A 25,941-nucleotide genomic window follows, 5' to 3' on the forward strand; every position below is an offset into this window, starting at 1 on the left:
AACTGAAGCTTAATGGCCGCTGGCCCGATCCTACAACCGAACACAGGCAATCCTGCAAATCGTAAACGTCAGTGCTGTTTTTCGAAGCGATAAAACAGGTTTGGCTCACTCACCACGTACAGCGTGCCCGCTTCATCCATGGCCACGCCTTCGGCACGGGGAATGGTATTTTTCAGGCCGTTGAAGCCACGCAGCAGGGTGATGAAACTGACCTGTTCGCCCTGCTTGTCCAGCTCCAGCAACAGGTGCGATTCGGCGGACAGCACCAGCATGTGGCCGGTCCGCGGGTCGATGGCCAGTGCCGACAGGTTACGCACGTCCAGCGCATGGCTGGCCAGCTTCAGCTTGTCACCGGTAAGGGTCTTGCCATCACCTTTCCAGGTAAACAATGCCGGCGGGCGCTCTTCACCCAGCACCAGTTGCTGATTACGAGGATCCCAGGTGACTCCTTCGAAAGCCTTGTTCTGGTCTTTGGAGGGCCCGAGGTCGTATTTCGGGAAATCGGCGATGTTCAGTTCGCGGGTGTCGGCATCGACCTTGACGATGGCGATCAAATGCTCACGCTCATCGACAATGGCCAGGCGGCCATCACCCAGAACTGTGACGCCCTCAGGATTGCTCCAGCCGATCAATGGCATTTTGCGCAGCACATCGCCCTGCAGGTTCAATTCGACCAGGAACGGGTTCTTGCCCATGACCGAAAACAGGGTCTTGGTCTGAGGGTCGTACGACAGATCCGACGCTTCGTCCTTTTCCATGCCCGGCAACGGCTTGGCATCGATCACCGCCCGATAGTCCGGAAGCCAGATACTCGCCTGACGCTCGGCCGGGCTTTTGAATTGTTCTTTCACCCAGAGCATGCCTCGCGCATCCCAGTGCATGGCGAATGCAACACCGTAGGCGACAACGGCCACCAACAGCAGCCAGGTGTGCCAACGCAGGGCGAAGCGTGAGCGGCGGGCAGATTCAAGCGTGGAAAGCGGAGGAGGGGCCATCGGGGAATGTATTCCAGAAATTCAGGCTAGGGGTAATAGCACAGTTTGGGGCCGGCTCAGAGGCCGAAAGCCCTGAAATTATCCAGACAGGATGTGAAAAAAACGGGAAATGACAGGGTGAGCCATCTACAGGCCATTACCAGACCAATGTGGGAGCGGGCTTGCTCGCGAAGGGGGAGTGTCAGGCAACACTTATGTCGACTGTCACGGCCTCTTCGCGAGCAAGCCCGCTCCCACAGGGTTTGGCAGTGCCTGGGCTAGCGAACGCTGCTGGTAAACCGGCTGGCGCCCGGCAGTTCCAGGACGATCTCGTCACCGACGTTCAGCGGCCCGACACCCACTGGCGTGCCGGTGAGGATCACGTCCCCGGCCTGCAACGAGAAGCAGCCAGCCATGTGCTGGATCATCGGCACGATTGGGTTGAGCATTGCGCTACTGTTGCCATCCTGGCGCACTTCGCCGTTGATGGTCAGACGAATACCGATGTCGGTCAGGTCGGCAAAGGTGTCGCCAGACACGAACGGAGCAAGTACCGCGGCACCATCGAAGGACTTGGCGATTTCCCACGGCAAACCCTTGGATTTCAGCTCGGCCTGCTTGTCGCGCAGGGTCAGGTCCAGGGCCGGGGCGAAACCGGAGATAGCGTCGAGCACTTCTTCACGGCTCGGTCTGGTCGACAACGGCTTGCCGATCAACACCGCGATTTCCGCTTCGTAGTGCACCGAACCGCGCTCGGTCGGAATGCTGAAACCACCTTCCAGCGGCACTACGCAACTGCCCGGCTTGATAAACAGCAGTGGCTCGGTCGGCACCGGGTTATCCAGTTCCCTGGCGTGTTCGGCGTAGTTACGGCCGATGCACACCACTTTCCCCAGCGGAAAATGAATACGCGTACCGTCTACATACTGGTGCTGATAGCTCATTACCGCCTCCTGCTTCGTTGCACTTAAGTTCGAAAGTCAAACAGCGAAGATCTTGCCCGGGTTCATGATGCCGTTCGGGTCGAACACCGCCTTGACCGCTTTCATGTACTCGATCTCGACCGGCGAACGGCTGTAGGTCAAGTAGTCACGTTTGGTCATGCCCACACCGTGCTCGGCGGAAATCGAACCGTTGTATTTCTCGACGGTTTCGAACACCCACTTGTTGACGGTGGCGCACTTGGCGAAGAACTCGTCCTTGCTCAGGTTATCCGGCTTGAGGATGTTCAGGTGCAGGTTGCCGTCGCCGATATGGCCGAACCAGACGATTTCGAAGTCCGGGTAGTGTTCGCCGACGATCGCGTCGATTTCCTTCAGGAACGCCGGGACTTTCGACACGGTGACCGAGATGTCGTTCTTGTACGGCGTCCAGTGGGAGATGGTTTCGGAAATGTATTCGCGCAGTTTCCAAAGGTTCTGCAGCTGGGTTTCGCTCTGGCTCATCACGCCGTCCAGCACCCAGCCTTGTTCAACGCAGTGCTCGAAGGTTTCCAGGGCATGGTTGGCCACTTCTTCGGTGGTCGCTTCGAATTCCAGCAGTGCGTAGAACGGGCAGTCGGATTCGAACGGCGCCGGTACATCGCCACGGGCCATGACTTTGGCCAGGGCTTTGTCGGAGAAGAATTCGAAGGCGGTCAGGTCAAGCTTGCTCTGGAAGGCGTGCAGCACCGGCATGATCGAGTCGAAGTCGGCCGTGCCGAGAACCATCGCGGTGAGGTTTTTTGGCGCGCGGTCCAGACGCATGGTCGCCTCGACCACGAAACCGAGGGTGCCTTCGGCGCCAATGAACAGCTGACGCATGTCGTAGCCGGTGGCGTTCTTGATCAGGTCGCGGTTCAGTTCCAGCACGTCGCCCTTGCCGGTGACCACTTTCATGCCGGCGACCCAGTTGCGGGTCATGCCGTAGCGAATCACCTTGATTCCGCCGGCATTGGTGCCGATATTGCCGCCAATCTGACTGGAACCGGCCGAAGCGAAGTCCACCGGGTAGTACAGGCCCTTTTCTTCGGCCACGTTCTGCAGATGCTCGGTGACCACGCCCGGCTGACAAACGGCGGTGCGGTCAGTGAGGTTCACGTCGAGGATCTGGTTCATGTAGTCGAACGACACGACCACTTCGCCATTGGCCGCCACGGCAGCGGCGGACAACCCGGTACGACCGCCGGACGGCACCAGCGCCACCTTGTGTTTATTGGCCCACAGGACAATGGCCTGGACCTGCTCGGTGGTCTTGGGAAACACGATGGCGGTCGGGGCCGGGGCGAAATGCTTGGTCCAATCCTTTCCGTAAGCATTCAGGGAGTCGGCATCGGTCAGCACCTTGCCAGGCTCAACCAGGGTCTTCAGCTCTTCAATCAGGGCAGGATTGGTCATCGACAGAACTCTCGAACAATTCATGGTCATCCTGAGAACGCTTCACGTCGCAGGAATGAGTGTTTAGCGGGGCGCATATGCTAGCATACCGACCCCGCAGGATAGTGCCCAACGGCTATTCTGCGGCGACGGCTGTCATGCCGCTCGGGTCAGCGTCTGTTGACCATTTCCTGCCAATTTTCTCCGGGATACAGGTTTACGCAGATGAGCAAGACTTCTCTCGATAAGAGCAAGATCAAGTTCCTTCTTCTCGAAGGCGTCCACCAATCGGCTGTCGACGTCCTCAAGGCGGCGGGCTACACCAGCATCGAGTACCTCACAGGTTCTCTGCCGGAAGCCCAGCTCAAGGAAAAGATCGCTGATGCTCACTTCATCGGCATTCGCTCCCGTACTCAACTGACCGAAGAGATCTTCGATCACGCGAAGAAACTGGTGGCGGTCGGCTGTTTCTGCATCGGCACCAACCAGGTCGACCTGGACGCTGCTCGTGAACGCGGCATCGCTGTGTTCAACGCGCCGTACTCCAACACCCGCTCCGTTGCGGAGCTGGTGCTGGCAGAGGCGATCCTGCTGCTGCGCGGCATCCCTGAGAAGAACGCTTCCTGCCACCGTGGCGGCTGGATCAAGAGTGCGGCCAACTCCTTCGAAATCCGTGGCAAGAAGCTGGGCATCGTCGGCTACGGCTCGATCGGTACTCAACTGTCGGTCCTGGCTGAAGGCCTGGGCATGCAGGTGTACTTCTACGACACCATCACCAAGCTGCCGCTGGGTAACGCGACTCAGGTAGGCAACCTGCACGAGCTGCTGGCGATGTCTGACATCGTTTCGCTGCACGTACCGGAAACCGCCGCCACCCAGTGGATGATGGGCGAGAAAGAAATCCGCGCCATCAAGAAAGGCGGCATCCTGATCAACGCCGCCCGCGGCACCGTGGTCGAACTGGACCACCTGGCTGCCGCCATCAAGGACAAGCACCTGATCGGCGCGGCCATCGACGTATTCCCGGTGGAGCCACGCTCCAACGACGAAGAGTTCGAAAGCCCGCTGCGCGGCCTGGACAACGTGATCCTGACTCCGCACATCGGCGGCTCTACCGCTGAAGCCCAGGCCAACATCGGTCTGGAAGTCGCGGAAAAACTGGTCAAGTACAGCGACAACGGTACTTCGGTATCGTCCGTGAACTTCCCGGAAGTGGCCCTGCCGGCTCACCCTGGCAAGCACCGCCTGCTGCACATCCACGAAAACATTCCGGGTGTACTCAGCGAGATCAACAAAGTCTTCGCCGAAAACGGCATCAACATCTCCGGTCAGTTCCTGCAGACCAACGAGAAGGTCGGCTACGTGGTGATCGACGTTGACGCCGAGTACTCGGACCTGGCGCAAGAGAAGCTGCAACACGTCAAAGGCACCATCCGTAGCCGTGTGTTGTTCTGATCACGACCTGAGCGACAAAAAAGGGAGCCTTCTGGCTCCCTTTTTCATTCACGCAACAAGGTTACTTGACGTTGACCGTGATCTTCTCGGAAACGATCGGCGGATCGAACGGAATGTGGTTGCTATCGCCCAGTTCAAGCTGCAGGGTGTGTTTGCCCGGCGTGAGCGTTATTTCCGCCTGGGTCTGTGCACCGCCGAAATGCAGGTGGTTGGCATCCTTGGGGATCGGCACACCGGCGGCTGGCAGCTCATCGACGTCGATCAGCACGTGGTGATGACCGGTGTTTTTGGTGGTATCGCCCGCCGGTGCCAGGGCAATGTTCTTGACCGCGAATTTGACGACGACTGTCTGTGGGATCGTCGCGCCGTCTTCGGGAGTAACAATGGATACTTCGGCACCTTTCGGAGCCGGCGTGGCAGCACTGGTCAGCATCGAAACACCCATCAACAGGCCAGCCAAAGCAGCTCGTGACATAAAGGTTTTCATTCTATTCTCCAGTTTTTCCGTAAAATTCGCGTGGCCATGACAACTTCGTGGCCATTCGTTGTCGAAGGCTCTCGACAACCATAGCAAAGCGAGCCTGAATCAGAGGGTCGCGATAAAAAAATCAAAGGAGTGACCATGCGCTTTCTGCCTGGCCTGATCTGCCTGCTACCCCTTCTGAGCCCTTTGGCTCACGCCGAACTGATTGATGACATCAACGACCGGGGCGAGTTGCGCATTGCCGTTGAAGCCAACACTCCCCCCTTCAATTTCAAGGAAGACGACAAACTCACCGGGTTCGAAGTCGAACTGGGCCAACTGCTGGCAAGTGAACTCGATGTCCGGGCCGACTTTGTCGTTACCGACGGCAGCGATCTGCTGAGCGGCGTCGAAAGCGGCAAATACGACATCGCCATCAATCACATAACAGAGACGCCGGATCTCAAGGATCGTTTCGACTTCAGCGAACCCTACATTCAAACCAATGCGCAATTGATCGCGCAGAAAGAAGAGCCGCGCTCCATTCTGCTGGTGCAGTCGTTGACCGAAGAGAAGCCCAAAACCAACCCGGCCGTGAGCCTGGCGATTCCGTTTCAGAAGGGAAATCCGGCGTTCCATGCCAGCCTGGAAAACGCCTTGCAGCGGATCAAGGAGGATGGGCGGCTGCAAGCGCTGGAGCAGAAGTGGCTGGGGGTGGATGCGGGTGTGGTGCCAAAGCTACAGAATTGAAGTAAATGCAGAACTTGTGGGAGCGAGCTTGCTCGTGATGGCGGCCTGACATACAACATCAATGATGACTGGACTGGCCTCATCGCGAGCAAGCTCGCTCCCACAGGGTTTTGTGTCGGTTGTCAGCTCAGTATTGCCAACGCCTGCGCCGCCTGCGGCAACTCCAGCTCACTGAATACCTGCACCCCGTGGCGCTTGAGCAACGCGGCCGTCACGCCCTCGCCACTGACCTTCACACCGCTGAACGTCCCGTCATAGGTCAGCCGATTGCCGCAGGACGGGCTGTTGGCCTTGAGGATGGCGACGCGGATGCCGTGCTTTTGGACCAGCTCCAGTGCCTGATACGCCCCCGACAGAAACTGCGCACTGACGTCCTCGCCCTCGGTAGTGATCACCAACGCCTGGCCGTCGAGGACTTGCGCGCCTTGCCCGCCGGGGATTTCCGCCGCTGCCCGAGGTGTTGGCAAACCACCGGCCACCTCCGGGCACAACGGCACGACCCGTCCTGCATCAAGCCACTGCTGAAGCTGATCGAACGGCCCGCTGGCCCCACCGTCGTAACGGACGCGGTGGCCCAGCAGACAGCGGCTGACAAGAATTTTCTGCATGATCAGAACGGCTCGTTGCCGCGCCGGCGGAACCAGCCGGTCAGCGACAGGCGATCCCGGGTCGCGGGCAGGACTTCGTGGGGCACCTCACCGGAGAGAAATACCACCAGGCAGCCGCCGATAGGCTGCACGTCGTGGGCGCGATCATTGTCGAGGTACATGCGCAACTGGCCGCCGTGTTCCGGAAGCCAGCCGTCATTGAGGTAAACCACCGCCGAAACCATGCGCCGGTCGTCATCGCGAAAACGGTCGACATGCTTCAGGTAGAAAGCACCGGGCGGGTACATCGCAAAATGACTTTCGAAATCCTCCAGGCCGAGAAACAGACCGCGATTAATCGCCTCGCGCAGGCTGTCCATCAAACTCAGGTAGCTGTCGCAGGCCTCGGCCTGGCCAGGGTCGATCCACTGGATATGGTCGCCACGAATCCCTTCGCGGATCTCCGATGACGGCCCGCGGCCCACGGCGGCCGGAGCCAGTTCACCCTCGGCGGCACGTCTACGGCACTCGGCCGCCAGCGCTCGAGTCAGATCCTGAGGCAGGAAAATATTCTGCTGCGACCAGCCGTGCTCGGCCAGGTCGTCGACGATTCGTAACAGCAGCGGGTGATCAGAGGATATTTGCATGTCGCGCATAGTATTCCTGTGCCCGGAAATCCGACAGAGCCGCGCAGCGGGTTGATACGAATTCTCGACAAGTACGGATGCCGCACGGAGAATAGTCGCCTGCTGACTGGAGTCCCTATGCGCCGTTTGCTTTTATCACTGCTGATGTTCTGCGTTTTGCCCGCCTGGGCAGACGGCCACGACCAGTTGTACAAGGTCGCCGGCTGGCCGGAACAACGCGCGCATTTCAACGACGCCCTTTCCGCTGCCCAGCAACGCTACCAGGGCAGCCTGCCTCCAGCGGTGTTTCAGGCGCTGGTCAATAACAGCAATCAGCGTTTTGCCGGCCAGGCCGTGGACCAGCGTGCCGAAGCACAATTGCGCAAGAACCTCGCCGACCCCAAACCCGCGCTGACGTTTTTCAAGTCGCCCCTGGGCAAGAAAATCGTCGCCGCCGAACTGCTGGCGACCCGTCGTGACCAACTGGCGAAAAACGCCAAGGGTCTGCCGAAGATGCAGGCGAGCGACAGCCGCATGCTGATCATCGGCCATTTGGCCCAAGCCCTGCCCGCACGCGAGGCCGGCGCGGAAGTCAGCCTGGCGATTGCTGGCGTCGCCGCGGACAGTTTGAGCTCGATGATTCCAGGGCTGTTGGGTGCCGGCCAGGCACAGGGCATGTTGAACGGACAACGTCAGCGCCTGATGGATCAGATCGGCAGTGACCTGAACAACACGCTGCTCTACGTCTATCGCGACCTGTCGGACAACGAACTGGAAGAGTTCGCGACCTTTGCCGAGTCGGCGGAAGGCCAGGCTTATTATCAGGCGGCGCTGGCGGCGATTCGCGCAGGGTTGGCGGTAGGGCAGAGCAATTCGAACCTGACCCAGTGATTTTTAGCGCCAGATAGATCGCTTTCGCGAGCAAGCCCGCTCCCACAGTGGGGTCTGTGCCTGTTCACTATTCTGTGATCACCGAAAAACCTGTGGGAGCGAGCTTGCTCGCGATGGGGCCGGAACAGGCGCTAAGGATTACGCCCCTTGATCCGCCTGGTCAAAAAACAGAAATACTCCTGCCGCATCACCAGCGTCTCATTCGCCAGATGATGCCGTGCCTCGGGCAGCATCAGCACTTGTGGCCGATCAAACTTGCCCCGCAACATTTCCAGGTTGTGCTCCCAATCCACCGTCATGTCGGCCTGCCCCTGCACGATCAACGGCCGGCGGCTACTCGTGGGCGCGGCCTCGATGCGCTTGATCCAGCGCGCCAATGCGCCCACCCAGGCCGTCGGCAGACGCAAAGGCTGCAACGGATCGGCTTGCAGGAACGGCAGAAAGGCCGGGTCGTTGGAGTTCTCGCTGAAGCGGCGGGCGATGGCTTTGACGAAAGGCTTGAGCAGGTAGTAACTCAGTTGCGACCAACCCCACGCCCGCGGCCGCACCAGCGGCGACAGCAGAATCACCTGGCCCTGGGCCGGGCTGTTCGCCCCCGCATTCAACACATGATCGATCACGATCGCCCCGCCGGTACTCTGCCCGCACAGGTGCCACGGTTGCGGCAAGTCGAGGGATTGCGCCTCGCTGAACAGCCCTTGCAACGCGTCCTGATACTCGGCGAAATCCTTGATGCTCGCCCGTTCGCCGCTGGACAGGCCATGCCCCGGCAAATCGCAGGCAATCACCGCAAAGCCCTGGTCCAGCGCCCATTCGATCACATGCCGGTAAAGCCCGGTGTGGTCGTAAAAACCGTGGATGACAAACAGCGTCGCCTTGGCCCGCTCGGGCCACCAGAACTGGCTGACCAGCTCATAACCATCGACCTCGAATCGCCCCAGGCCACTGCGCACCTGCCGCTGCGCAAAATCCAGCCCGTAGAATCGCCGGTAAGCCTGCGCCTGCGCCGACAACGGCTGCCCGGCCGCCAGTGGCAGCAAGCTTGCGCGTAGAAGATTGGGGTCGAAAGTAGCCGGCATGAACGATTCCAGAACGTGAAACGGACTTTATAAGCCTGCGATATTCATCTGTCGCCGCAAGCATGGCAAGCTAGCCGACCTTCGAGGATTGAACCGATGCGCCCGCCCTTACGCACCACTCTGTATGCCAGCCTGTTCGCCGTGGTGTGTGCCGGCGTACTGTGGGCGGCCTACGACTGGTTTCAAGGGCGTTACCTGCGGGCGTTCAGCGAGCACACGGCGATGTTTTCGGGGGATCCGCTGCGCCTTCCCGAATCCCTTGCCGGCCCCGGGGCTATCCGCCTGGTGCATTTCTGGGACCCGGCCTGCCCGTGCAATGTCGGCAATCAACAACACCTGACCGAACTGGTCGAGCGCTATGCACCCCACGGCGTGGAGTTCTATGCCGTGCAAAAAACCGGCAGCCACGGCCAGTTGCCGGGCACTTTGAGCCGCCTCAAATCCATCGACATCCTGCCCGGCTCCGAACAGGTCCCCGCCAGCCCGGCCGTGGCAATCTGGGACCGCAGCGGCAAACTCGCCTACTTCGGCCCGTACAGCGAAGGCCTGACCTGCAATTCCAGCAACAGCTTTATCGAACCGATCCTGCAGGCGCTGGATGAGGGGCGTGCGGTGAGTGCAACGCATACGCTGGCGGTGGGGTGTTACTGCCCGTGGCCTGTTGATCCAGCGAAGCAGGGAAAGACGCGGTAATACGAATCCCTCCTACGGGCGATGCGCCAAGCCGGTACGTCGTGTTACACAGTGGCACCAGGACTCACAATAACAACAAGGACTCTTATGAAACGCAGCCTGACCGCTCTCGCTCTGTTGATCGTCGTGCTGGCCGTCGGGGCCGGCGGGTACCTCTACAGCAAGCAGCCGTCACGCCAGGGCATGGTGGAACTGCAACACCTGCAAGGCTCCGTCACCGTGCGTTACGACGAGCGCGGCATCCCGCACATCCGCGCCGACAACGAAACCGACCTGTACCGCGCCCTCGGCTACGTGCATGCCCAGGACCGCCTGTTCCAGATGGAAGTCCTGCGTCGCCTGGCCCGTGGCGAACTGGCTGAAGTGCTCGGGCCGAAGCTGCTCGACACCGACAAGCTGATGCGCAGCCTGCGCATTCGTGAACGCGCCGAAACCTACTTCGCAAATCTCGACAAACAGTCGGCTTCCTTCATTGCCATGCAAGCCTATCTGGATGGCATCAACCAGTATCAGGACAGCCACGCCAAACCCGTGGAGTTCGACGTGCTGGGCATCCCCAAACGCCCGTTCACGGCCCAGGACACCATCAGCATCGCCGGTTACATGGCCTACAGTTTTGCCGCGGCATTTCGTACCGAACCGTTGCTGACATTCGTGCGCGATCAACTGGGCCCCGAATACCTGAACATCTTCGATCTCGACTGGCAGCCTAAAGGCGTGCTCAACGGCACCGCACCCACCCTGGCCAGCGTCGACTGGAAAGATCTCAATGCGCTCGCCCGCCTGAGTGAACAAGCCTTGGCTGACAACGGCCTGCCACAGTTCGAGGGCAGCAACGCCTGGGTCGTCGCGGGCAGCCGGACCCAAAGCGGCAAGCCGCTGCTGGCGGGCGATCCGCATATCCGTTTTTCCGCGCCGTCGGTGTGGTACGAAGCGCAGCTCTCGGCGCCGGGCTTTGAACTCTACGGCCACTATCAGGCTTTGATGCCGTTCGCCTCCCTGGGCATGAATCGCGACTTCGGCTGGAGCATCACCATGTTCCAGAACGACGACCTCGACCTGATCGCCGAGAAGGTCAACCCGGACAACCCCAATCAGGTCTGGTATCGCGGCAAGTGGGTGGACATGGTCATCAGCAAACAGAAGATTGCGGTCAAGGGTCAGGAACCAGTGACGCTGGTGCTGCGTCAATCGCCCCATGGTCCGATCGTCAACGATGCCTTGAGCAACAGTGTCGGCAAAACGCCGATTGCCATGTGGTGGGCGTTTCTCCAAAGCCAGAATCCGATCCTCGAGGGCTTCTACCAGCTCAATCGTGCCGACACCCTGGCCAAGGCCCGTGGGGCCGCGGCAAAAATCCAGGCCCCGGGCCTGAACGTGGTCTGGGCCAATGCCAAGGGTGACATCGGCTGGTGGGCCGCAGCGCAATTGCCCAAACGCCCGGCGGGTGTACGCCCGTGGTTCATTCTCGACGGCAGCACTGCCGAGGCGGACAAGGACGGCTTCTACCCGTTCAGCGCCAACCCCCAGGAAGAAAACCCGGCGCGGGGCTACATTGTCTCGGCCAACTTCCAGCCGGTGTCGCCGACCGGGATGGAGATTCCCGGCTACTACAACCTTGCCGATCGTGGCCAGCAGCTCAATCGCCAACTCAGCGACAAAGCCGTCAAATGGGACCTGGAAAACAGCCAGAAGCTGCAACTGGGCACTACCACCGCCTACGGCCCGCGCCTGTTGGCGCCGCTGTTGCCGGTGTTGCGCGAAGTGGTGAGCGATCCCGCCGAACTCAAGCTCGTAGAGCAACTGGCCCAGTGGAAAGGCGATTACCCGCTCGATTCGACCAGCGCCACGGTGTTCAACCAGTTCCTGTTCAACCTGGCTGACGCGACGATGCACGATGAGCTGGGTAACGACTTCTTCGAGACGCTGCTCTCGACCCGGGTGATCGACGCCGCGCTACCTCGTCTGGCCGCCAGTGCCGATTCGCCGTGGTGGGACAACCGCGACACCCTCGGCAAGGAAACCCGTGCCGATACGGTCAAGGCTGCGTGGCAGGCCAGCATCGCGCACCTCAAGACCGCCCTCGGCGCAGACTTCACACAATGGCAGTGGGGCAGGGCGCACACGTTGACCCATGGTCATCCGCTGGGGCAGCAGAAGCCACTGGACCTGGTCTTCAATGTCGGCCCCTTCGCCGCACCTGGCAGCCATGAAGTGCCGAACAACCTCTCGGCGAAAATCGGACCGGCACCATGGCCTGTCACCTATGGTCCCTCGACCCGCCGCCTGATCGACTTCGCCGACCCGGCCCACAGCCTCACCGTCAACCCGGTTGGCCAGAGCGGTGTACTGTCCGACAGCCACTATGATGATCAGGCCGAGGCCTACATCGAGGGGATGTATTTCCAGGCGCATCTGAATGATGAAGAAGTCGCGGCCAATACCCGCAGTACCTTGAAGCTGTTGCCGGCTCGGGCTGCACCTTAGATTTTTGCTGGCTGGACTGGCCCCTTCGCGAGCAAGCCCGCTCCCACAGTTGAAATGCGTTCCCCCTGTGGGAGCGGGCTTGCTCGCGAAGAGGCCCTCACAGGCAACAAAGATGTCAGCTCAAACCATCGTCGCAAAATTCAACCTGAACTGCTGCGGCGTCACCCCCAACCGGCGATTGAACACACTACGCATGTGCTGGGCATCACGAAAACCGCACTGATAGGCCACCGTCTTGAGCGGTGCCCGCGTGCTTTCGAGCATCACCCGCGCCGCATCGACCCGCGCCCGTTCGACGAACTCGGCCGGGGTTATTTTCGCTTCCCTGGCAAACACCCGGGAAAAATTGCGCGCGCTCATGTTCGCGGCATTGGCCAGGTCGGCAATGGTCAGGTCGCCCGTCAGGTTGGCGAGCACGTAATGCTGGACCATCGCCACCGCCGAGTCCGGTTCGGCATGGGGCGTGAGGAACGGGCTGAACTGCGACTGTCCGCCCGAACGCTGGGTGAACACCACCAGCCGCTTGGCGACGTTCAGTGCCACTTCCGGCCCGTGATCCCGGCCCAGCAGATACAGGGACAGATCAATCCCCGCCGTGACGCCTGCGGAAGTGAACAACTCTCCGTCCTCTACGTAAAGGCGATCCGCTTCAACCTGAGTCGACGGGCACAATGTCGCCAGCGCTGACGCATCACTCCAGTGGGTAGTGACCGTACGCGCCTCCAGCAACCCGGCCCGGGCGAGCATGAAGGCGCCGTTGCAGATCGAGCCAAACCGTTGTGCCCGCTCGCAGGCTTCGCGTAGCCAGGTGTCGAATGCCGCGCCGAAACTCATGAACGGCAGCTGCGGCCCGCCCGCTACCAATAACAAGTCGTACCCCTCCAGCGCTTCGCTGAAATGCCGATGGGCATTGAGTGCCAAACCGTTGGAGCACGCCATCATCCCGTGCTCGACGCCAATTACCTCCAGGCGATAGTGATCTGCCGGGGCAAGAAAGCGGTTGGCCTCGGAAAACACATCCATGGGGCCAGTGACGTCCAGCGACTGGACACCGGCGAACACCACGATGGCTACGGTTTTACTCATGATCTAAAAACGCCCTCAATGAATCAGGATTGACGCGTACCTGTGGCGAGGGGGCTTGCCCCCGTCCGGCTGCGCAGCAGTCGTAAACCGTTTGAACTCGGTTTACCTGAATGAGCATTGGGGCCGCTTCGCGACCCAACGGGGGCAAGCCCCCTCGCCACAGTAAACTCACCAACTGCGCTCAACCCTAGCCAATCCGCGCCCAACAAGCGAGGTTGGCGCGATATGCACGCTCATTGGCCGGGATCGCAGCCATGGATTGATTGTCCGGTTCCGGGGGCCGGAACAGACTGAAACCCTCAGCGCCGCCAAGGCGTTCACGACGAGGAAAACTCCATGAGCACCACCATCGCCGGCATCAAAATCCCCGACAGCGCGTTGACCAGGGCCACCACCGAATACATCCGCGACATCGAATCGGACCTGCTCTATCACCACTCGCGCCGGGTTTTCCTGTTCGGCGCACTGAGTGGTGAGCGTAAGCAACTGGCCTACAACCCGGAGTTGCTGTACGTCGGGGCAATGTTCCATGACCTGGGCCTGGTGGAAGGTCATCGCAGTGACCATGAGCGCTTCGAAGTCGATGGGGCCAACGCGGCAGCAGCGTTTCTCAAGCCTTACGGCTTGAACGATGACGATATCGAACAGGTCTGGTTATCGATTGCGCTGCACACCACGCCGGGCGTGCCCCGGCACTTGCGGCCCACCGTGGCGCTGGTCACGGCGGGTGTCGAGATGGACGTGCTGGGCATGGACTACGCGGCGTTCACCACCGCGCAGCGCGAAGCGGTGGTGCATGCGCATCCACGGGGCGAGGGATTCAAGGAGTGCATCATCTGCGCGTTTGCCGACGGCCTGCGCCATCGTCCGCAGACCACGTTCGGCAATGTGAAGACTGATGTGCTGGTGGATCAGGAGCCGGGGTTCAAACCGACGAACTTTGTCGAGGTCATCCGCCAATCCCCTTGGATTTCCTGACCGCCAAAGAACCTGTGGGAGCGAGCTTGCTCGCGATGGCGGCATCACAGTCAACATCGATGTTGAATGTCAGTCCGCTATCGCGAGCAAGCTCGCTCCCACAGGGGGTCGGGTTGACCGCAGTGTTGTGGTCAACCCTATTTCAGACTCAAGCCGCTTCCGGTGCCTGCGCACGACGCACGTCCGGTTGTTTCCACGAATCGGCTGCCGCTTCTTCGATCGCTTGCTGGATCGCACGCTTGCGGCTTTCTTCGGCGCGACGGCTGAAGAACCAGACCATGAAGGTCACGATCGACACCGCCAGCAGGATCAGGCTGGCCACGGCATTGATCTCGGGTTTGACACCCAGACGTACCGCCGAGAACACTTCCATCGGCAAGGTCGTGGACCCCGGACCGGACACGAAGCTCGCCAGCACCAGGTCATCCAGCGACAGGGCGAAGGACATCATGCCGCCCGCTGCCAGCGACGGCGCGATCATCGGAATGGTGATCAGGAAGAACACCTTCCACGGTTTCGCACCGAGGTCCATGGCTGCTTCTTCGATGGACAGGTCCAGCTCGCGCAAGCGTGCCGAAACCACCACCGCCACATAGGCCGCACAGAACGTGGTGTGGGCGATCCAGATGGTGACGATGCCGCGTTCCTGCGGCCAGCCGATCATCTGCGCCATGGCCACGAACAGCAGCAACAGCGACAGACCGGTGATCACCTCAGGCATCACCAGCGGCGCGGTGACCAGGCCACCGAACAGCGTGCGGCCCTTGAAGCGCGTGATGCGCGTCAGGACGAACGCCGCCAGTGTGCCCAGTGCCACCGCCGCCACCGCCGTGTAGCAGGCGATTTCCAGCGAACGCACCACCGAGCCCATCAGTTGGCTGTTGTCGAGCAGGCCGACGTACCACTTGATCGACCAGCCGCCCCACACCGTTACCAGTTTCGAGGCGTTGAACGAGTAGATCACCAGGATCAGCATCGGCAGGTAGATGAACAACAGACCCAGTACCAGCATCAGGCTGGAGAAACGGAAGCGCTTCATTCTTTACCCTCCATTTCCTTGGCCTGACTGCGGTTGAACAGAATGATCGGCACAATCAGGATCGCCAGCATCACCACCGCCAGGGCAGACGCCACCGGCCAGTCACGGTTGTTGAAGAACTCTTGCCAGAGCACTTTACCGATCATCAGGGTTTCCGGGCCGCCGAGCAGTTCCGGGATCACGAATTCGCCCACCACCGGGATGAACACCAGCATGCAGCCGGCGATGATGCCGTTTTTCGACAGCGGCACGGTGATTTTCCAGAAGCTGTTGAAGGTGCTCGAACCCAGGTCCGATGCGGCTTCCAGCAGGCTCTGGTCGTGCTTCACCAGGTTGGCGTACAGCGGCAGGATCATGAACGGCAGGTAGGAATAAACCACGCCGATGTAGACCGCCAGGTTGGTGTTGAGGATTTGCAGCGGCTCGTCGATCCAGCCCATGCCCATCAGGAAACCGTTGAGCAGGCCGTTGTTGCTGAGGATGCCCATCCACGCATAAACGCGGATCAGGATCGCAGTCCAGGTCGGCATCATGATCAGCAGCACCAGCACCGTCTGCACTTCCTTGCGGGCAACGGAGATGCCGTAGGCCATCGGGTAGCCGATCAACAGGCAGAGGATGGTGCTGAAAAGTGCCATCTTCAACGAGCCGAGGTAAGCGGCGATGTACAGCTCGTCACCGGCCAGCATCGCGTAGTTGCCCAGGTTAAGCAGCAGTTGCAGCTTCTGCTCGGCGTAGCTGTAGATTTCGGTGTACGGCGGAATGGCCACGTCCGCTTCGGCAAAACTGATCTTCAGGACGATGAAGAACGGCAGCATGAAGAACAGGAACAGCCAGATGAATGGAATTCCGATGACCATCTGACGGCCACCGGGAATTATTCGATTGAGTCGGCGTTTGAGTTTGCGCATGTTCATGAGCGAAGTACCACGCCGCTGTCGTCTTCCCAGTACACGTAGACCTGATCACCCCAGGTCGGTCGCTGCCCGCGGCGCTCGGCGTTGGCGACGAAGGACTGGACGATCTTGCCGCTCGGCAATTCGACGTAGAACACCGAGTGGCCGCCGAGGTAGGCAATGTCGTGCACCTTGCCACTGGACCAGTTGTATTCGCAGGTCGGCATGGTCGGGGTCACGAGCAGTTTTTCCGGACGGATCGCGTAGGTCACGGATTTGTCTTGCACCGAGGTGCTGATGCCGTGGCCCACATAGATCTTCCGGTCGAGGTCCTTGCAGGTGATGATCGCGTGGCCCTCGGCATCGTCGATCACTTCACCGTCGAAGATGTTGACGTTACCGATGAATTCACAGACCAGGCGGCTGGTCGGGGTTTCGTAGATGTCGATCGGGCTGCCGATCTGGGCGATCCAGCCCAGGTGCATGATCGCGATGCGTTCGGCCATGGTCATGGCTTCTTCCTGGTCGTGGGTCACCATGACGCAGGTTACGCCGACGCGCTCGATGATCTCGACCAGCTCCAACTGCATTTGCGAACGCAGCTTCTTGTCCAGTGCACCCATCGGTTCGTCGAGCAGCAACAGTTTCGGTCGCTTGGCCAGGGAACGGGCCAGGGCCACACGCTGACGCTGGCCACCGGACAACTGATGCGGCTTGCGCTTGGCGTACTGGCTCATCTGCACCAGCTTGAGCATGTCGGCCACCCGCGCATCGACTTCGGCGGCCGGCAGTTTGTCCTGCTTGAGGCCGAAGGCGATGTTCTGCGCCACGGTCATGTGCGGGAACAAGGCGTAGGACTGGAACATCATGTTGATCGGCCGCTCGTAGGGCGGCATGTCAGTGATGTCTACGCCATCGAGGAAAATGCGCCCCTCCGTGGGCCGTTCGAAACCTGCAAGCATGCGCAGCAATGTGGATTTGCCCGATCCCGAACCGCCGAGCAGGGCGAAGATCTCGCCTTTCTTGATTTCCAGGGACACATCGTCCACGGCAATCGTCTCGTCGAACTTCTTCGTGACCCGGTCGATTTTGACCAGCACCTGCTTAGGTTGCTGGTCGCCCTCGAGGGCTTTCTTATAGGCGCCGGAGGCAACTGCCATTTACGAAACTCCCAACAAAATTTGCAGTTCGCTCAAGGTGAGCCAACCTTGGATAGTTTGAGCCTTGAAGCTATTTACCCGACTTGACCTTGGTCCAGCTGCGGGTCATCAAACGTTGAATGTTTGGTGGTAACTCGATAGACACGTAAGTCTTGTCGAGCACGGCTTGCGGTGGATAAACCGCGTCGTCGGTGCGAATGGACTGTTCCATCAGTTTGTCCGACCCCGGGTTAGGGTTGGCATAGCCGACGTAATCACTGACCTGGGCAATCACCTCAGGCTTCAGCAAATAGTTGATGAAAGCGTGGGCCTGCTTGACGTTGGCCGAGTCCTTCGGAATCGCCAGCATGTCGAACCACAACGCACCACCTTCCTTGGGAATCGAGTAAGCGATGTTCACGCCTTTCTTCGCTTCAGCCGCGCGGTTGCGGGCCTGGAACATGTCGCCGGAAAAGCCGATCGCGATGCAGATATCGCCGTTGGCCAGGTCCGCGATGTATTTGGAGGAGTGGAAGTAAGTCACGTAAGGCCGGACTGCCAGTAATTTGGCTTCGGCCTTTTTGTAGTCTTCGGCGTTGGTGCTGTTTGCGTTCAGGCCCATGTAGTTGAGGACCGTCGGCATCATTTCATCGGCAGAGTCGAGGAACGCCACGCCGCAGCTGTTCAGCTTCTTGATGTTCTCCGGTTCGAATACCGCAGCCCAGGAATCGATCTTGTCGACGCCCAGCACAGCCTTGATCTTGTCGACGTTGTAACCGATGCCGTTGGTGCCCCACAGGTACGGCACGGCGTACAGGTTACCCGGATCGTTCTGTTCCAGGCGCTTGAGCAGCACCGGGTCGAGGTTCGAATAGTTCGTCAACTGCGACCTGTCGAGCTTCTGGAATGCCCCGGCCTTGATCTGCTTGCCGAGGAAGTGGTTCGACGGCACGACCACGTCGTAGCCGGTACGCCCGGCGAGCAACTTGCCTTCCAGGGTTTCGTTGGAATCGAAGACGTCATAAACCGGCTTGATACCGGTGTCTTTCTGGAAGTCGGCCAGTGTCGTCTCGCCGATGTAGTCCGACCAGTTATAAATATGCACGGTGCTGGCGGCCTGAACACTGACTGCAATCGTCAGCCCGGCGCCAACCAGCATGGCATTGCGCAACAAAGAAAAAACAGGCAAGTGGAGGTCCTCTAAAATTAGTTGGGCCCAAGTTGCCCCGCGTTACATGACAACCGTGGTTGCCCGGCAACAAAACCGGCGCGCAACTTACCCTCGAAAAACCGTTCCAGCAAAACTTTTATGCAGACCCTTGTAGGAGCGAGCTTGCTCGCGATGGTCGTCAACGATAACGCGTGGTGCCTGACACCCTGCGGTGTTCCGGCTTTTTTCGCGAGCAAGCTCGCTCCTACAGGGTTTAACTGCTTACTTGCCCGACTTGATCTTGGTCCAGCTGCGGGTCATTTCACGCTGGGTTGCCGCTGGCAGGTCGGCGATGGCATACAACTTGGCCAGCACATCGGCTGACGGGTAGATGCCTGGATCGCTGGTGATGTCTTTGTCGACCAGAGCCGTTGCAGCGGCGTTACCGTTCGGGAAGCGTACGGCGTTGGTGATACCGGCCATGACTTCAGGCTTCTGCAGGAAGGTCATGAACTTGTAGGCGCCCTGAACGTTCTCGGCATCCTTGGGAATCGCGACCATGTCGTAGAAGGTGCCAGCGCCTTCTTTCGGAATGGCGTAGCTGACTTTGACCTTGTCACCCGCCTCTGCGGCACGGGACTTGGCCTGCTGAACGTCACCCGAGTAGCCAACCGCTACGCAGATGTTGCCGTTGGCCAGGTCCGAGATGTACTTGGACGAGTGGAAGTAGGTGATCGAAGGACGAATCTTGAGGAACAGTTCCTCGGCTTTCTTGATGTCTTCTTTCTTCTGGCTGTCGGTTGGCAGGCCCAGGTAGTGCAGCGCGACCGGGAGCATTTCGGTTGGCGAATCGAGGAAGCTCACACCGCAACCCTTGAGCTTGGCGATGTTTTCCGGCTTGAGCAGCACGTCCCAGGAGTCGATGGTGTCGACGCCCAACGCAGCCTTGACTTTCTCCGGGTTGTAACCGATGCCGATCGAGCCCCACATGTACGGGAAGGCGTGCTTGTTGCCAGGGTCACTGACCGAAACGGCCTTGAGCAGATCCTGGTTCAGGTTTTTCCAGTTAGGCAGCTTGGACTGGTCCAGCTCCTGATACACGCCGGCCTTGATCTGCTTGGCCAGGAAGTTGTTCGACGGTACGACCACGTCGTAGCCGGACTTGCCCGCGAGCAGTTTGGCTTCCAGGGTTTCGTTGCTGTCGAATACGTCGTAAACGACCTTGATTCCCGACTCTTTCTCGAAGTTCGCGATGGTGTCCGGAGCGATGTAGTCGGACCAGTTGTAGACGTGCAACACCTTGTCGTCCGCCTGAACCGCACCCGCCATCATGCCCGCGATGGACAGGGCGAGAAGTGTCTTTCCAGCAAGCTTTTTACCTAATGCCTTCATGCGTCATGCTCCAAATTTTTCTTTTTTGAACCACTTTGTTCAGCGGCCGAACCCGGACAACTGGAACTGCGGCTAGTCTGGCAAGATCCGAGGCGGTCTTTCAAGAAAAGACCGGCCTTTGTGACAGCATTGAGCGAGAGCGCCGCAGCGCCCTCGCTCTGAGCCTAGCACTTAGCCCTGCAACGCACTCAGCGTCAGGTCCAGACACTTGCGAGCCTTGGTCACCAGCTCATCGATTTCCGCCGGTGTGATCACCAGAGGCGGAGCGATGATCATGGTGTCGCCGACTGCGCGCATGATCAGGCCATTATCGAAGCAGAACTGACGGCAGATCATGCCGACGCCCTTGCCCTCGTAACGCTTGCGAGTGGCTTTGTCCTGGACCAGTTCGATGGCCCCCAACAGCCCAACCCCGCGAACCTCACCTACCAGCGGGTGATCGTTCAGTTCCCGCAGACGCTTTTGCAAATACGGTGCCGTTTCTGACTTCACGCGCTCGACAATTTTTTCGTCGCGCAGAATACGGATGTTTTCCAGCCCCACAGCCGCCGCTACCGGGTGCCCGGAGTAAGTGAAGCCATGGTTGAAGTCTCCACCCTCATTGAGCACGTCCACCACTTCATCACGCACGATCAGGCCGCCCATCGGGATGTAGCCTGACGTCAGGCCCTTGGCGATGGTCATCATGTCGGGCTTGAGGTCGTAGAAATCGGTACCGAACCACTCACCGGTACGGCCGAAACCGCAAATCACTTCGTCAGCCACGAACAGGATGTCGTACTTGGCGAGGATTTCCTTGATGCGCGGCCAGTAGGTGTCAGGCGGAATGATCACGCCGCCGGCGCCCTGGATCGGCTCGGCAATAAAGGCACCGACATTGTTGACGCCGACTTCCAGAATCTTTTCTTCCAGTTGGTTGGCCGCCCAGATACCGAATTCTTCCGGGGTCATGTCGCCGCCTTCGGCGAACCAGTACGGCTGGGCAATGTGGACGATGCCCGGAATCGGCAAGTCGCCCTGCTCGTGCATGTAGGTCATGCCACCCAGGCTCGCGCCGGCCACGGTGGAACCGTGATAGCCGTTCTTGCGGCTGATGATGACTTTCTTGTTTGGCTGACCCTTGATCGCCCAGTAGTGACGAACCATGCGCAGCATGGTGTCGTTGCCTTCAGAGCCGGAACCGGTAAAAAACACATGGTTCATGCCTTGCGGCGCGATGTCGGCGATGGCCTTGGCCAGCTCCAGTACCGGCGGGTGCGCGGTCTGGAAGAACAGGTTGTAATAAGGCAGTTCGCGCATCTGTTTGCTGGCGGCATCGGCCAATTCATCTCGACCATAACCAATCGCGACACACCACAGGCCGGCCATACCGTCGAGGATCTTGTTGCCTTCGCTGTCCCAGAGGTAAACGCCCTTGGCGTTGGTGATGATCCGCGGGCCTTTCTCTTTCAACTGCTTGAAGTCGCTGAACGGAGCCAGGTGGTGATCGTTGCTCAGGGTTTGCCATGCACGGGTTTGCGGATTGTTGCTGGTCATACGAATCTCCTAAAAAATCCAGGTGAGAACGCCGCCCGACAACAGCGGCGCCCGGCGAATCAGACGGCGAATAGCAGGAATTCCCGTTCCCACGAACTGATCACGCGCTTGAAGTTTTCATGCTCGGCTCGCTTGACCGCAACGTAGCCAGTGATGAAATTTTTGCCCAGGTAACGCTCGATGGTCGCGCTGTTTTCCATGCGCTCCAGCGCGTCTTCGATAGTCAGCGGCAGGCGCAGGTTGCGGCGTTCATAGCCACGACCCACTACCGGCGCACTCGGGTTCAGGCCTTCGACCATGCCGATGTATCCGCAGAGCAGGCTCGCGGCAATTGCCAGGTACGGGTTGGCATCGGCGCCCGGCAGGCGGTTTTCCACCCGACGGTTATTTGGCCCTGCATCCGGAACCCGCAGGCCCACGGTGCGGTTCTCTTCGCCCCATTCCACGTTTACCGGTGCCGAGGTGTCCGGCAGGAAGCGGCGGAACGAGTTGACGTTGGGTGCGAACAGCGGCAGCAGCTCGGGAATGAGTTTCTGCAAGCCACCGATGTGGTGCAGGAACAGCTGGCTCATGGTCCCGTCTTCATTGGAGAAGATGTTCCTGCCGGTCTCGATGTCGATGATGCTCTGGTGCAGGTGCATGGCACTGCCCGGTTCGCCGGTCATCGGCTTGGCCATGAAGGTCGCGGCCACGTCGTGCTTGAGTGCGGCTTCGCGCATGGTGCGCTTGAACACCAGGATCTGGTCGGCCAGGGACAGGGCATCGCCGTGACGGAAGTTGATTTCCATCTGCGCCGTGCCGTCTTCGTGAATCAGCGTATCGAGGTCCAGGTCCTGCAGTTCACACCAGTCGTAGACGTCTTCGAACAGCGGATCGAATTCGTTCGCCGCTTCAATAGAGAACGACTGTCGACCGATTTCCGGGCGACCGGAGCGGCCGATCGGCGGCTGCAACGGGTAGTCCGGGTCGTCACTGCGCTTGGTCAGGTAAAACTCCATTTCCGGCGCCACGATGGGCTGCCAGCCTTTGTCGGAATAGAGTTTCAGGACTTTCTTGAGCACGTTGCGTGGCGACAGCTCGATCGGGTTGCCTTGCTTGTCGTAGGTATCGTGGATGACGATGGCGGTCGGCTCGATGGCCCAGGGCACCAGGTACACCGCGCTCTGGTCGGGGCGGCAGATCATGTCGATGTCGGCCGGGTCGAGCAGTTCGTAATAGATGTCGTCTTCGACGTAATCGCCGGTCACGGTCTGCAACAGAACGCTTTCTGGCAGGCGCATGCCTTTTTCGGCGATGAATTTGTTGGTCGGCGAAATCTTGCCCCGGGTAATCCCGGTCAAGTCGGCGATCATGCATTCGACTTCTGTGATCTTGTGGTTTTTCAACCAATCGGTGAGCTGGTCGAGGTTGTTACTCATAAATGCCTCTAGGCTTGAGTTGTCTGACCCTTTTAAGGTCAGGCGTTGTTTGACGCATCGGCGTCGCGTTGTAGAGCGTTTCCGCGGCAGATTATCGTGGTTGCCGACACGGCCGCAGAGGCCGGGCGTGCAGAATCGCAAGCGGTGCCCTGAACGATGGTCAGGCCGCTATTGTGAATCGGTTCTATATTGAATGGAGTAACCGTAATGGGGGTGCCATCGCGACCGTCCAGAATAACGGACGGGGACGGGCTAACCGTCAGGGACGGAAGGATCACCGGAGCCGCTGAAACCACGGAGCGGACGGGCGTGTCACCACTGATGTGATAAACATGCCGACCGACCTGTCTTGAGCAGTCGATGACGCCGATTATCGGCAGGCGAGACATGAAGCACCCCGGTATTATTGCTGTTATGGGTTTGATTCGAGCTTAGCCTTGTTCATTTTTTTACACAACACCCCCGTAAAAAATACAACACGGCCCGCTCAAGCCCGCGGTCGCCACCACGTCCAGCGGAGTAAAAACGCCCCAAAGTGCCTCAAAAAAGCCACGCTAGTGCTTTTTTAGGGCAAAAAAGGCCTCGCTTGACTTCGGCATGCCGTTCGGGTTGACTGAAACCAGAAAAGATCAATGATTGATATTTTTAACAACAAAGGTGTTGCATCATGTCGGTACCCCCGCGTGCCGTTCAGCTTAACGAAGCGAACGCGTTCCTTAAGGAACATCCTGAGGTTCTGTACGTTGACCTTCTGATTGCGGATATGAATGGTGTGGTGCGCGGCAAGCGCATCGAACGCACCAGCCTCCACAAGGTTTACGAGAAAGGCATCAACCTGCCGGCCTCTCTATTTGCTCTGGATATCAACGGCTCCACGGTGGAAAGCACCGGTCTGGGCCTGGACATCGGCGACGCCGATCGAATCTGCTATCCAATCCCCGATACCCTGTGCAACGAGCCATGGCAGAAGCGCCCGACCGCGCAACTGTTGATGACCATGCACGAACTCGAAGGTGACCCGTTCTTCGCCGACCCGCGCGAAGTGCTGCGACAAGTCGTGGCCAAGTTCGATGAGATGGGCCTGACCATCTGCGCCGCGTTCGAACTGGAGTTTTACCTGATCGACCAGGAGAACGTGAACGGTCGCCCGCAACCGCCTCGTTCGCCAGTGTCCGGCAAGCGCCCAATGTCGACCCAGGTGTACCTGATCGACGACCTCGACGAATACGTCGACTGCCTGCAAGACATCCTCGAAGGCGCGAAGGAGCAGGGCATCCCGGCTGATGCCATCGTCAAGGAAAGCGCCCCGGCACAATTCGAAGTCAACCTGCACCATGTGAAAGACGCGATCAAGGCCTGCGATTACGCGGTTCTGCTCAAGCGCCTGATCAAGAACATCGCCTATGACCATGAGATGGACACCACCTTCATGGCCAAGCCGTACCCGGGCCAGGCAGGTAATGGTCTGCACGTGCACATTTCGATTCTCGACAAGGAAGGCAACAACATCTTCGCCAGCGAGGATCCCGAGCAGAACGCCGCGCTGCGACACGCGATCGGCGGTGTGCTCGAGACCCTGCCTGCGCAGATGGCGTTCCTCTGCCCGAACGTCAACTCCTACCGTCGTTTCGGCGCACAGTTCTACGTGCCGAACTCGCCGAGCTGGGGCCTGGACAACCGTACCGTGGCCGTTCGCGTACCGACCGGTGCTCCAGACTCCGTACGTATCGAACACCGCGTGGCCGGTGCCGATGCCAACCCGTACCTGCTGATGGCGTCGGTGCTGGCCGGTATTCACCATGGCTTGACCAACAAGGTCGAGCCAGGCGATCCGGTGGAAGGCAACAGCTACGAGCAGAACGAGCAGAGCCTGCCGAACAACTTGCGCGATGCACTGCGTGAGCTGGACGACAGCGAAGTCATGGCCAAGTACATCGATCCGAAATACATCGATATCTTCGTGGCCTGTAAAGAGAGTGAGCTGGAGGAGTTCGAACACTCCATCTCCGACCTCGAGTACAACTGGTACCTGCATACCGTGTAAGCGGTTGCAGTAAAAAAAACGCCGCCGGCTGTAAAAGCCTGCGGCGTTTTTTTATGGCCGCCTTCGGCGGATCGCGAGCAAGCTCGCTCCCACAGGGATCTTCTGCGAACACAACATCTGCGTTGAACACAAATCCAGTGTGGGAGCGGGCTTGCTCGCGATGGCGGCCGACGAGACAACACACAACCCGACTCGTACAATGCCCGCTGCCCCGCAGGAGACTCCAATGACACGCGTAGCCACTCCCCGCAAACCCCGCGCACGCAGCCAGGCCCGGATCGATTCGATACTCGATGCGGCCCGTACGCTGCTGGCTGCCGAGGGTGTGGCCAGCCTGTCGATCTACAGCGTCGCCGAGCGCGCGGAAATTCCGCCCTCATCGGTCTACCATTTCTTCGCCAGTGTCCCGGCCCTGCTCGAAGCCCTGACCGCCGACGTCCACGCCGCGTTCCGCGCCTGCCTGCAAGCACCCATCGACCATGACGCCCTGAGTGGCTGGCGCGATTTGTCGCGACTGGTGGAACAACGCATGCTCGACATCTACGCCGAGGACGCCGCCGCCCGCCAACTCATTCTGGCCCAGCACGGCCTGACCGAAGTCACCCAGGCCGACCGCCAGCACGACATCGAGCTGGGCGACCTGATGCACAAACTCTTCGACCACCACTTCGAGCTGCCGAAGCTGCCGGGGGACGTCGATGTGTTTGCTTTGGCCATGGAGCTGGGCGACCGGGTGTATGCGCGCTCGGTGCAGCAGCACGGGCAGATTACGCCACGCATGGCTGAGGAAGGGATGCGGGTGTTTGATGCTTATGTGGGGTTGTATTTGCCACCGTATCTGCCCAAGCGCAGCATTCCAGCCTGACGGCCTCTTCGCGAGCAAGCCCGCTCCCACAGGGGGAAC

The 25,941-nt window shown here is 59.7% G+C and carries 23 protein-coding genes; 8 read left to right on the plus strand and 15 right to left on the minus strand.

What is annotated here, in order from left to right; genetic code table 11:
• Nucleotides 1-68: 68 nt before the first annotated feature.
• The 3 genes from ABIA48_RS16085 to ABIA48_RS16095 form a co-directional block, all read right to left on the minus strand.
• Entirely contained in the window at nucleotides 69-995 is a 927-nt protein-coding gene (locus ABIA48_RS16085; protein WP_429489885.1) for an SdiA-regulated domain-containing protein, read from the minus strand.
• Nucleotides 996-1,252: 257 nt separating this feature from the next.
• On the minus strand, nucleotides 1,253-1,918 hold the full coding sequence (locus ABIA48_RS16090) for a fumarylacetoacetate hydrolase family protein (protein ID WP_007982959.1): 666 nt from the start codon (nucleotides 1,916-1,918) through the stop codon (nucleotides 1,253-1,255).
• Between the two features lie 36 nt (nucleotides 1,919-1,954).
• Nucleotides 1,955-3,349 (minus strand): FAD-binding oxidoreductase, encoded by a 1,395-nt coding sequence (locus ABIA48_RS16095; RefSeq protein ID WP_033052123.1) that lies wholly within the window; start codon nucleotides 3,347-3,349, stop codon nucleotides 1,955-1,957.
• 204 nt (nucleotides 3,350-3,553) lie between these two features.
• Between ABIA48_RS16095 and serA the strand changes: the two genes are divergently transcribed.
• Nucleotides 3,554-4,783, plus strand: coding sequence for a phosphoglycerate dehydrogenase (gene serA / locus ABIA48_RS16100; RefSeq protein ID WP_007976393.1), 1,230 nt, complete (start codon nucleotides 3,554-3,556; stop codon nucleotides 4,781-4,783).
• 61 nt (nucleotides 4,784-4,844) lie between these two features.
• On the opposite strand, the gene ABIA48_RS16105 is transcribed toward serA, so the two are convergent.
• Nucleotides 4,845-5,270 carry a DUF4399 domain-containing protein gene (locus tag ABIA48_RS16105; protein WP_429489887.1) on the minus strand — a complete coding sequence of 142 codons (426 nt, stop codon included), beginning with the start codon at nucleotides 5,268-5,270 and terminating at the stop codon, nucleotides 4,845-4,847.
• A gap of 135 nt (nucleotides 5,271-5,405) precedes the next feature.
• Between ABIA48_RS16105 and ABIA48_RS16110 the strand changes: the two genes are divergently transcribed.
• Nucleotides 5,406-5,996 carry a transporter substrate-binding domain-containing protein gene (locus ABIA48_RS16110; RefSeq protein WP_429489889.1) on the plus strand — a complete coding sequence of 197 codons (591 nt, stop codon included), beginning with the start codon at nucleotides 5,406-5,408 and terminating at the stop codon, nucleotides 5,994-5,996.
• Between the two features lie 122 nt (nucleotides 5,997-6,118).
• Here the strand turns inward: ABIA48_RS16110 and ABIA48_RS16115 are convergent, their stop codons facing one another.
• Complete coding sequence (locus tag ABIA48_RS16115) at nucleotides 6,119-6,604, minus strand: DUF523 domain-containing protein (protein ID WP_429489891.1); 486 nt, start codon at nucleotides 6,602-6,604, stop codon at nucleotides 6,119-6,121.
• Between the two features lie 2 nt (nucleotides 6,605-6,606).
• Nucleotides 6,607-7,239 (minus strand): 2OG-Fe(II) oxygenase, encoded by a 633-nt coding sequence (locus ABIA48_RS16120; RefSeq protein ID WP_429489893.1) that lies wholly within the window; start codon nucleotides 7,237-7,239, stop codon nucleotides 6,607-6,609.
• A gap of 108 nt (nucleotides 7,240-7,347) precedes the next feature.
• Between ABIA48_RS16120 and ABIA48_RS16125 the strand changes: the two genes are divergently transcribed.
• Nucleotides 7,348-8,100, plus strand: a complete 753-nt coding sequence (locus ABIA48_RS16125; RefSeq protein ID WP_277532809.1) for a DUF2059 domain-containing protein — start codon at nucleotides 7,348-7,350, stop codon at nucleotides 8,098-8,100.
• 131 nt (nucleotides 8,101-8,231) lie between these two features.
• Here ABIA48_RS16125 and ABIA48_RS16130 read toward each other — a convergent pair whose 3' ends face one another.
• Nucleotides 8,232-9,179, minus strand: coding sequence for an alpha/beta hydrolase (locus ABIA48_RS16130; RefSeq protein ID WP_429489895.1), 948 nt, complete (start codon nucleotides 9,177-9,179; stop codon nucleotides 8,232-8,234).
• Between the two features lie 96 nt (nucleotides 9,180-9,275).
• Between ABIA48_RS16130 and ABIA48_RS16135 the strand changes: the two genes are divergently transcribed.
• Both ABIA48_RS16135 and ABIA48_RS16140 read left to right on the plus strand, forming a co-directional pair.
• On the plus strand, nucleotides 9,276-9,872 hold the full coding sequence (locus tag ABIA48_RS16135; protein WP_429489897.1) for a DUF6436 domain-containing protein: 597 nt from the start codon (nucleotides 9,276-9,278) through the stop codon (nucleotides 9,870-9,872).
• A gap of 87 nt (nucleotides 9,873-9,959) precedes the next feature.
• Nucleotides 9,960-12,359, plus strand: a complete 2,400-nt coding sequence (locus ABIA48_RS16140) for a penicillin acylase family protein (RefSeq protein WP_429489899.1) — start codon at nucleotides 9,960-9,962, stop codon at nucleotides 12,357-12,359.
• A 120-nt stretch (nucleotides 12,360-12,479) separates the two neighbouring features.
• Here ABIA48_RS16140 and ABIA48_RS16145 read toward each other — a convergent pair whose 3' ends face one another.
• Complete coding sequence (locus ABIA48_RS16145; RefSeq protein ID WP_429489901.1) at nucleotides 12,480-13,445, minus strand: GlxA family transcriptional regulator; 966 nt, start codon at nucleotides 13,443-13,445, stop codon at nucleotides 12,480-12,482.
• A 336-nt stretch (nucleotides 13,446-13,781) separates the two neighbouring features.
• Between ABIA48_RS16145 and ABIA48_RS16150 the strand changes: the two genes are divergently transcribed.
• Nucleotides 13,782-14,423 (plus strand): HD domain-containing protein, encoded by a 642-nt coding sequence (locus ABIA48_RS16150; protein WP_429489903.1) that lies wholly within the window; start codon nucleotides 13,782-13,784, stop codon nucleotides 14,421-14,423.
• Between the two features lie 148 nt (nucleotides 14,424-14,571).
• Here the strand turns inward: ABIA48_RS16150 and ABIA48_RS16155 are convergent, their stop codons facing one another.
• The 7 genes from ABIA48_RS16155 to ABIA48_RS16185 form a co-directional block, all read right to left on the minus strand.
• The gene (locus ABIA48_RS16155; protein WP_413421897.1) at nucleotides 14,572-15,462 is read right to left on the minus strand and encodes an ABC transporter permease subunit; all 891 of its coding nucleotides are present in this window, start codon (nucleotides 15,460-15,462) and stop codon (nucleotides 14,572-14,574) included.
• A complete protein-coding gene (locus ABIA48_RS16160) occupies nucleotides 15,459-16,340 on the minus strand; it encodes an ABC transporter permease subunit (RefSeq protein ID WP_429492876.1) in 882 nt (293 codons plus the stop codon). The genes ABIA48_RS16155 and ABIA48_RS16160 overlap by 4 nt, the downstream gene beginning before the upstream one ends.
• 35 nt (nucleotides 16,341-16,375) lie before the next feature.
• Nucleotides 16,376-17,518, minus strand: a complete 1,143-nt coding sequence (locus tag ABIA48_RS16165) for an ABC transporter ATP-binding protein (RefSeq protein ID WP_007976366.1) — start codon at nucleotides 17,516-17,518, stop codon at nucleotides 16,376-16,378.
• 70 nt (nucleotides 17,519-17,588) lie between these two features.
• The gene (locus ABIA48_RS16170; protein WP_429489906.1) at nucleotides 17,589-18,686 is read right to left on the minus strand and encodes a polyamine ABC transporter substrate-binding protein; all 1,098 of its coding nucleotides are present in this window, start codon (nucleotides 18,684-18,686) and stop codon (nucleotides 17,589-17,591) included.
• Between the two features lie 243 nt (nucleotides 18,687-18,929).
• Nucleotides 18,930-20,039, minus strand: a complete 1,110-nt coding sequence (locus ABIA48_RS16175; protein WP_429489908.1) for a polyamine ABC transporter substrate-binding protein — start codon at nucleotides 20,037-20,039, stop codon at nucleotides 18,930-18,932.
• 171 nt (nucleotides 20,040-20,210) lie between these two features.
• A complete protein-coding gene (locus ABIA48_RS16180; protein ID WP_429489910.1) occupies nucleotides 20,211-21,575 on the minus strand; it encodes an aspartate aminotransferase family protein in 1,365 nt (454 codons plus the stop codon).
• A gap of 59 nt (nucleotides 21,576-21,634) precedes the next feature.
• On the minus strand, nucleotides 21,635-22,993 hold the full coding sequence (locus tag ABIA48_RS16185; protein ID WP_204929557.1) for a glutamine synthetase family protein: 1,359 nt from the start codon (nucleotides 22,991-22,993) through the stop codon (nucleotides 21,635-21,637).
• Nucleotides 22,994-23,660: 667 nt separating this feature from the next.
• Here ABIA48_RS16185 and ABIA48_RS16190 point away from each other — a divergent pair.
• Both ABIA48_RS16190 and ABIA48_RS16195 read left to right on the plus strand, forming a co-directional pair.
• Complete coding sequence (locus ABIA48_RS16190; RefSeq protein WP_007987674.1) at nucleotides 23,661-25,037, plus strand: glutamine synthetase family protein; 1,377 nt, start codon at nucleotides 23,661-23,663, stop codon at nucleotides 25,035-25,037.
• 226 nt (nucleotides 25,038-25,263) lie between these two features.
• A complete protein-coding gene (locus ABIA48_RS16195; RefSeq protein WP_429489913.1) occupies nucleotides 25,264-25,902 on the plus strand; it encodes a TetR/AcrR family transcriptional regulator in 639 nt (212 codons plus the stop codon).
• Nucleotides 25,903-25,941 lie beyond the last annotated feature (39 nt).

Source organism: Pseudomonas sp. S30_BP2TU TE3576 (genome assembly GCF_050436025.1).
Taxonomy (GTDB): Bacteria; Pseudomonadota; Gammaproteobacteria; order Pseudomonadales; family Pseudomonadaceae; genus Aquipseudomonas.

What these genes read in the sequence shown, in the direction of transcription:
- ABIA48_RS16145 (WP_429489901.1), bottom strand. Translation starts at nt 13,445, where the DNA reads ATGAGTAAAACCGTAGCCATCGTGGTGTTCGCCGGTGTCCAGTCGCTG.
- ABIA48_RS16155 (WP_413421897.1), bottom strand. Translation starts at nt 15,462, where the DNA reads ATGAAGCGCTTCCGTTTCTCCAGCCTGATGCTGGTACTGGGTCTGTTG.
- ABIA48_RS16195 (WP_429489913.1), top strand. Translation starts at nt 25,264, where the DNA reads ATGACACGCGTAGCCACTCCCCGCAAACCCCGCGCACGCAGCCAGGCC.
- ABIA48_RS16175 (WP_429489908.1), bottom strand. Translation starts at nt 20,039, where the DNA reads ATGAAGGCATTAGGTAAAAAGCTTGCTGGAAAGACACTTCTCGCCCTG.
- ABIA48_RS16105 (WP_429489887.1), bottom strand. Translation starts at nt 5,270, where the DNA reads ATGAAAACCTTTATGTCACGAGCTGCTTTGGCTGGCCTGTTGATGGGT.
- ABIA48_RS16120 (WP_429489893.1), bottom strand. Translation starts at nt 7,239, where the DNA reads ATGCGCGACATGCAAATATCCTCTGATCACCCGCTGCTGTTACGAATC.
- ABIA48_RS16140 (WP_429489899.1), top strand. Translation starts at nt 9,960, where the DNA reads ATGAAACGCAGCCTGACCGCTCTCGCTCTGTTGATCGTCGTGCTGGCC.
- ABIA48_RS16090 (WP_007982959.1), bottom strand. Translation starts at nt 1,918, where the DNA reads ATGAGCTATCAGCACCAGTATGTAGACGGTACGCGTATTCATTTTCCG.
- serA (WP_007976393.1), top strand. Translation starts at nt 3,554, where the DNA reads ATGAGCAAGACTTCTCTCGATAAGAGCAAGATCAAGTTCCTTCTTCTC.
- ABIA48_RS16125 (WP_277532809.1), top strand. Translation starts at nt 7,348, where the DNA reads ATGCGCCGTTTGCTTTTATCACTGCTGATGTTCTGCGTTTTGCCCGCC.
- ABIA48_RS16115 (WP_429489891.1), bottom strand. Translation starts at nt 6,604, where the DNA reads ATGCAGAAAATTCTTGTCAGCCGCTGTCTGCTGGGCCACCGCGTCCGT.
- ABIA48_RS16085 (WP_429489885.1), bottom strand. Translation starts at nt 995, where the DNA reads ATGGCCCCTCCTCCGCTTTCCACGCTTGAATCTGCCCGCCGCTCACGC.
- ABIA48_RS16185 (WP_204929557.1), bottom strand. Translation starts at nt 22,993, where the DNA reads ATGAGTAACAACCTCGACCAGCTCACCGATTGGTTGAAAAACCACAAG.
- ABIA48_RS16165 (WP_007976366.1), bottom strand. Translation starts at nt 17,518, where the DNA reads ATGGCAGTTGCCTCCGGCGCCTATAAGAAAGCCCTCGAGGGCGACCAG.
- ABIA48_RS16190 (WP_007987674.1), top strand. Translation starts at nt 23,661, where the DNA reads ATGTCGGTACCCCCGCGTGCCGTTCAGCTTAACGAAGCGAACGCGTTC.
- ABIA48_RS16110 (WP_429489889.1), top strand. Translation starts at nt 5,406, where the DNA reads ATGCGCTTTCTGCCTGGCCTGATCTGCCTGCTACCCCTTCTGAGCCCT.
- ABIA48_RS16095 (WP_033052123.1), bottom strand. Translation starts at nt 3,349, where the DNA reads ATGACCAATCCTGCCCTGATTGAAGAGCTGAAGACCCTGGTTGAGCCT.
- ABIA48_RS16135 (WP_429489897.1), top strand. Translation starts at nt 9,276, where the DNA reads ATGCGCCCGCCCTTACGCACCACTCTGTATGCCAGCCTGTTCGCCGTG.
- ABIA48_RS16180 (WP_429489910.1), bottom strand. Translation starts at nt 21,575, where the DNA reads ATGACCAGCAACAATCCGCAAACCCGTGCATGGCAAACCCTGAGCAAC.
- ABIA48_RS16130 (WP_429489895.1), bottom strand. Translation starts at nt 9,179, where the DNA reads ATGCCGGCTACTTTCGACCCCAATCTTCTACGCGCAAGCTTGCTGCCA.
- ABIA48_RS16150 (WP_429489903.1), top strand. Translation starts at nt 13,782, where the DNA reads ATGAGCACCACCATCGCCGGCATCAAAATCCCCGACAGCGCGTTGACC.